We start from the raw sequence: 5,527 nt of genomic DNA on the forward strand, positions 1-5,527 counted from the left end.
AAAGAATAGAAGTTGAGATTTAGAAGTGGAATGGTGTTCAGATGCAGGCGCGAGTGGTTTTGTATTTATTGGTGTGTTGTTTCATATGGAGCGCAAAATTATGCGATCAGCTTAGTTAACTGATTGATATACTGATAATAAAAGCAATAAAAAGGCATGGCTGATTGCCATGCCTTGAAGTTAAGTGATTGATAGAACGATGAGATTAAGCTTTGAATCGCATTGAAAGGTCCATTGCTTTTAGATGCTTAGTAAGTGCTCCCACAGAGATGTAATCGACACCCGTTTCAGCGAATTCTGCAATCGTATCTAAAGTCACGTTACCTGAGTTTTCTAGTGCTGCACGACCTGCGTTAATTTTAACGGCTTCACGCATCATGTCTGTGGTGAAGTTGTCTAGCATGATGATGTCTGCACCGGCGCTGATCGCTTGCTCAAGCTCTGCTAGGCTTTCTGTTTCCACTTCCACTGGCTTACCCGGGTTCAGCTCTTTTGCTGTCGAGATCGCTTTCTCAATGCCACCACATGCGATGATATGGTTTTCTTTGATTAGGTAGGCATCGAAAACACCAATACGGTGGTTGAAGCCACCACCACAAGCCACAGCGTATTTTAGTGCGCTGCGAAGGCCTGGAATTGTTTTACGCGTGTCTAATAGGCGGCATTCTGTGTGTTTGATTTTGTCAGCGTAGATTGCTGTCGCCGTCGCACAACCAGATAGTGTTTGAATGAAGTTCATTGCGTTACGCTCACCGGTTAAAAGTGCGCGAGCAGGTCCTGTTAGCGTGCAAAGTGTTTGGTTTGGTTCAACTTTGTCACCGTCTTCTACGTTCCACTCGACAGTGACTTCACCGCCCAATTGCTTAAACACTTCATCAGCCCAAGCTTTACCACAGAACACACCGCGCTCACGGGTAATGATGGTTGCGCTGTTGATTGCGTCTGCAGGGATTAGACTTGCCGTAATATCAGCCGCTGGATCTAACGTTCCACCTAGATCTTCTTTGATGGTCTCAGCGACTGCGCGAGTGATCTCTAGCGGCAGTTGCTCTTTTAAGTAATCAAGGCGTTGGTGGCTGTTATGTGTGTTTTTCATCGCAAATCTAATCTTGAAAGGGAGTGGGAATGGAATGATACTCTTGCTTAACTTCAAATTAAAGAGGCTAGCGCGACTGCTCTATGGGCAAAGTCACAATCTTATTGCGCTAGTAGAAAAGAAAGCGAGACTAAGATGACGATGAGCTCCAACGGATGGTACGACAATGCTCGGCATGTTCCTTCTCCGTATTTTGATGCTAGACCCAGCACCGACGATATCTCTCTGCTGGTGGTTCATAACATTAGTTTACCACCGGGCCAATTTGGCGGCCCTTACATTGAACAGTTTTTCACGGGCAAACTTGATCCGGCAGATCATCCATTTTTTAAAGTGATTCATCAAATGGGCGTTTCGGCACATTGCTTGATTCGCCGTGATGGTGAGGTGGTACAGTTTGTGTCATTTCTTGACCGAGCTTGGCACGCAGGCCAGTCGAGCTTTTCGGGGCGTAAAAGGTGTAATGATTACTCGATTGGTATTGAGCTGGAAGGAAGCGACTTTATCGCTTATACAGAGCAGCAGTACCAAGCGCTTTCTCGATTAACAGAAACGATCGTATCGACTTTCCCTCAAATAACCACCGAGCGTATCACTGGTCATCAATATATAGCCCCGCTACGCAAAACTGACCCTGGTTTGGTTTTCGACTGGCAGAAGTTTAAAGGCGAACTCAAGGTTTAAGCCTCATTATCGAAGATGCTCTTATTGTTGCTGGTGGTTGAATAGTCAACGCCTAGCATAATGACTTGTGAATTTTTGTTGTTGCGATGTAAATAAAGTGGTTAGGGGGAGGGCGTCAATAAATCGAGAGTGTGACGAGCTTATCAAACGATCTAATATTAAAACTTATGAACAGGATTTCTACCTCTAATGTGCGCTTGGTTTGATTTTTAATCAAGTGGCACTCATCTTTCTGAAACAATCCATTTTTATCCTGAAACTTTCTAGCACGGATACTCCCCAAAAGTATTACCCCTGTAAATGGTAAGACCAAATTGGTTGCTGTTTTAAATTTCATTTGTTAAATCATGGTTAATTCGTGCTGTGTTCTATGATTCAGGTCAATTTTAGTCTGGACAGTGGCGTTTTAATTATGTTAATTTCTGCCCAACTTAAAATTGGTAATACCAATTGTCAGCGAAGAAAAAGAAGAACAACAAACTATGGCTTATCAAAGGATTCGTCAGCCAAAACTCTCGGACGTTATCGAACAAGAGTTAGAAAGGTTGATAGTGGAAGGAACACTGGCTCCAGGGCAGCAGCTGCCGCCTGAGCGTGAACTGGCGAAACAGTTCGATGTGTCTCGTCCTTCAATCCGAGAAGCGATACAACGTTTAGAAGCAAAACGCTTGCTTACTCGCCGTCAAGGTGGAGGTACGTTTGTTAGCGAAAATATCTGGAAAAGCTTTTCAGATCCTTTGCTTAATTTGTTGTCCTCCCATTCTGAAACCCAACTAGACTTGTTGGAATCGCGTCATGCGATGGAAGGGATTTCGGCTTACTTCGCGGCATTACGTGGTACTGATGAAGACTTTGCTCGAATTCAAGCATGCCAAGAAAAAATTCGCGGTGCGCAAGATAAGGGTGATATTGAAGCCGAGTCTGCAGCTGTGATGGCTTTTCTTATTGCTTTAACAGAGGCAGCGCACAATGTGGTGTTATTGCACATTGTTCGTAGTTTGGCTCCGTTACTCGAACAAAACGTCTTAGAAAATTTAAAACTGTTGCATCGTCGTAAAGACGTTGTGGAGAAAGTGAGTATACATCGAGCTAATATTGTAGATGCGATCGTTTCAGGACAGCCAGAACAGGCGCGTGAAATGTCACACTCTCATTTAGCTTACATCGAAGAAACATTGATGGATTTGACCAAAGAAGAGTCGCGCCGCGAACGTTCTTTACGTCGAATCCAACAGGGTAAATAGTCGTAATACTTCGGCTTTTTACGTGTTTAGTAGAATCCAACTAACAAAAAGGATAGATCGCCATGTCTGACATGAAGCATGACGTTGATGCTCTGGAAACTCAAGATTGGTTAGAAGCTCTTGAGTCAGTAGTACGTGAAGAAGGTGTAGAACGTGCACAGTTTTTACTAGAACAAGTTCTAGATAAAGCGCGTTTAGATGGTGTTGATATGGCTACAGGCATCAACACGAACTACATCAACACAATTCCAGCAGCACAAGAGCCAGCTTACCCTGGTGACGTAACTCTTGAGCGTCGTATTCGTTCGATTATTCGCTGGAACGCAATCATGATTGTATTGCGTGCTTCTAAGAAAGACCTAGACCTTGGTGGTCACATGGCTTCTTACCAGTCAGCTGCTGCGTTCTACGAAGTATGTTTTAACCACTTCTTCCGTGCTCCAAACGAGACAGACGGTGGCGATCTAGTTTACTACCAAGGTCACATCTCTCCTGGTATCTACTCTCGTGCATTCGTTGAAGGTCGTCTAACTGAAGAACAGCTAGATAACTTCCGTCAAGAAGTTGATGGTAAAGGTATCCCTTCATACCCGCACCCTAAACTAATGCCTGAATTCTGGCAGTTCCCAACAGTATCTATGGGTCTAGGCCCTATCTCTGCTATCTACCAAGCGCGCTTCCTTAAGTACCTTGAAGGTCGTGGCATGAAAGATACTTCAGGTCAGCGTGTATACGCGTTCCTAGGTGACGGTGAGATGGATGAGCCAGAATCACGTGGTGCTATCTCTTTCGCTGCGCGTGAGAAGCTAGACAACCTATGTTTCCTAATCAACTGTAACCTACAGCGTCTAGACGGCCCTGTAATGGGTAACGGTAGCATCATCCAAGAACTTGAAGGCCTATTTAAAGGCGCAGGTTGGAACGTTGTTAAAGTTATCTGGGGTAGCAACTGGGATTCTCTACTAGCTAAAGACACGACTGGTAAGCTTCTTCAACTAATGAATGAAACTATCGATGGTGACTACCAAACATTCAAATCTAAAGATGGCGCATACGTACGTGAGCACTTCTTTGGTAAGTACCCAGAAACAGCTGCACTAGTTGCAGACATGACTGACGACCAAATCTTCGAACTGAAACGTGGTGGTCACGATTCTTCTAAACTGTTCGCTGCATTCAACAATGCAAAAGAGACAGGTGGCAAACCAACAGTAATCCTAGCTAAGACAGTTAAAGGTTACGGTATGGGTGAAGCTGCAGAAGGTAAGAACATCGCTCACGGTGTTAAGAAGATGGACATGACTCACGTACAATACCTACGTGACCGTCTAGGCCTACAAGACATCCTTTCTGATGAGAAAGTATCTGAGCTTCCTTACCTAACACTGGAAGAAGGTTCAGCTGAGTACGAATACCTACATGCTCGTCGTAAAGCACTACAAGGTTACACTCCTCAGCGTCTGCCAAAATTCACTCAAGAGTTCAAAGTTCCTGAGCTAGACGCATTCGCACCTCTACTGGGTGAACAGAAGCGTGATATCTCTACAACGATGGCTTATGTACGTACGCTTAACATCCTTCTTAAAGATAAGAACATTGGTAAGAACATTGTTCCTATCATCTGTGATGAAGCTCGTACATTCGGTATGGAAGGTCTATTCCGTCAGGTTGGTATCTACAACCCACACGGTCAAGACTACACGCCTGAAGATAAAGGCATCGTTTCTTACTACAAAGAAGCAACGTCTGGTCAAGTTCTTCAAGAAGGTATCAACGAACTAGGTTCTATGGCTTCATGGGTTGCAGCTGCAACTTCATACAGCACAAACGATCTACCGATGATTCCGTTCTACATCTACTACTCAATGTTCGGTTTCCAACGTATTGGTGACATGGCTTGGTTAGCAGGTGACCAACAAGCTCGTGGTTTCCTACTTGGTGCAACTGCAGGCCGTACAACTCTAAACGGCGAAGGTCTACAGCACGAAGATGGCCACTCGCACATCATGGCGAACACTGTACCTAACTGTATCTCTTACGACCCAACGTTTGCTTACGAGCTAGCGGTAATCATGCAAGACGGTATCCGTCGCATGTACGGTGAGAACCAAGAGAATGTTTACTACTACCTAACAGTAATGAACGAAAACTACGCAATGCCAGCAATGCCAGAAGGCGCTGAAGAAGGCATCCGTAAGGGTATTTACAAGCTTGAGTCTTACGCAGGTTCTAAGTCTAAGGTTCAATTAATGAGCTCTGGTACTATCATGAACGAAGCGCGTAAAGCCGCTAAGATCCTGAGCGAAGAGTACGGCGTAGCATCTGATGTATTCTCTGTAACGTCGTTCAACGAATTGACTCGTGACGGCCAAGCGGTAGAGCGTGACAACATGCTTCACCCAGAAGCTGAAGAGAAAGTACCGTACATCACAACTGTTCTTGGTAACGAACCTGCAATCGCAGTTACGGATTACATGAAGAACTACGCTGAGCAAGTACGTGC

3 protein-coding genes and 1 pseudogene are annotated in these 5,527 nt (G+C 44.7%); 3 read left to right on the top strand and 1 reads right to left on the bottom strand.

The features are described from left to right. Nucleotides 1-205 precede the first annotated feature (205 nt). Nucleotides 206-1,096, bottom strand: a complete 891-nt coding sequence (gene nadC, locus AB4653_RS14580) for a carboxylating nicotinate-nucleotide diphosphorylase (protein WP_009847600.1) — start codon at nt 1,094-1,096, stop codon at nt 206-208. Nucleotides 1,097-1,179: 83 nt separating this feature from the next. On the opposite strand from nadC, the pseudogene ampD reads away from it, so the two are divergent. The 3 genes and pseudogenes from ampD to aceE form a co-directional block, all read left to right on the top strand. Continuing rightward, a pseudogene (ampD, locus tag AB4653_RS14585) lies at nt 1,180-1,780 on the top strand (1,6-anhydro-N-acetylmuramyl-L-alanine amidase AmpD). 482 nt (nt 1,781-2,262) lie between these two features. Beyond that, nucleotides 2,263-3,024 (top strand): pyruvate dehydrogenase complex transcriptional repressor PdhR, encoded by a 762-nt coding sequence (gene pdhR, locus AB4653_RS14590; RefSeq protein ID WP_009847596.1) that lies wholly within the window; start codon nt 2,263-2,265, stop codon nt 3,022-3,024. 62 nt (nt 3,025-3,086) lie between these two features. After that, on the top strand, nt 3,087-5,527 hold a 2,441-nt coding region (gene aceE, locus AB4653_RS14595; protein WP_372104548.1), incomplete at its 3' end, for a pyruvate dehydrogenase (acetyl-transferring), homodimeric type.

Source organism: Vibrio sp. 10N.222.48.A3 (genome assembly GCF_041475345.1).
Taxonomy (GTDB): Bacteria; Pseudomonadota; Gammaproteobacteria; order Enterobacterales; family Vibrionaceae; genus Vibrio; species Vibrio tasmaniensis_A.

Excerpts from the sequence above, each read along its gene's own strand:
- nadC (WP_009847600.1), bottom strand. The coding sequence starts at position 1,096 with ATGAAAAACACACATAACAGCCACCAACGCCTTGATTACTTAAAAGAG.
- pdhR (WP_009847596.1), top strand. The coding sequence starts at position 2,263 with ATGGCTTATCAAAGGATTCGTCAGCCAAAACTCTCGGACGTTATCGAA.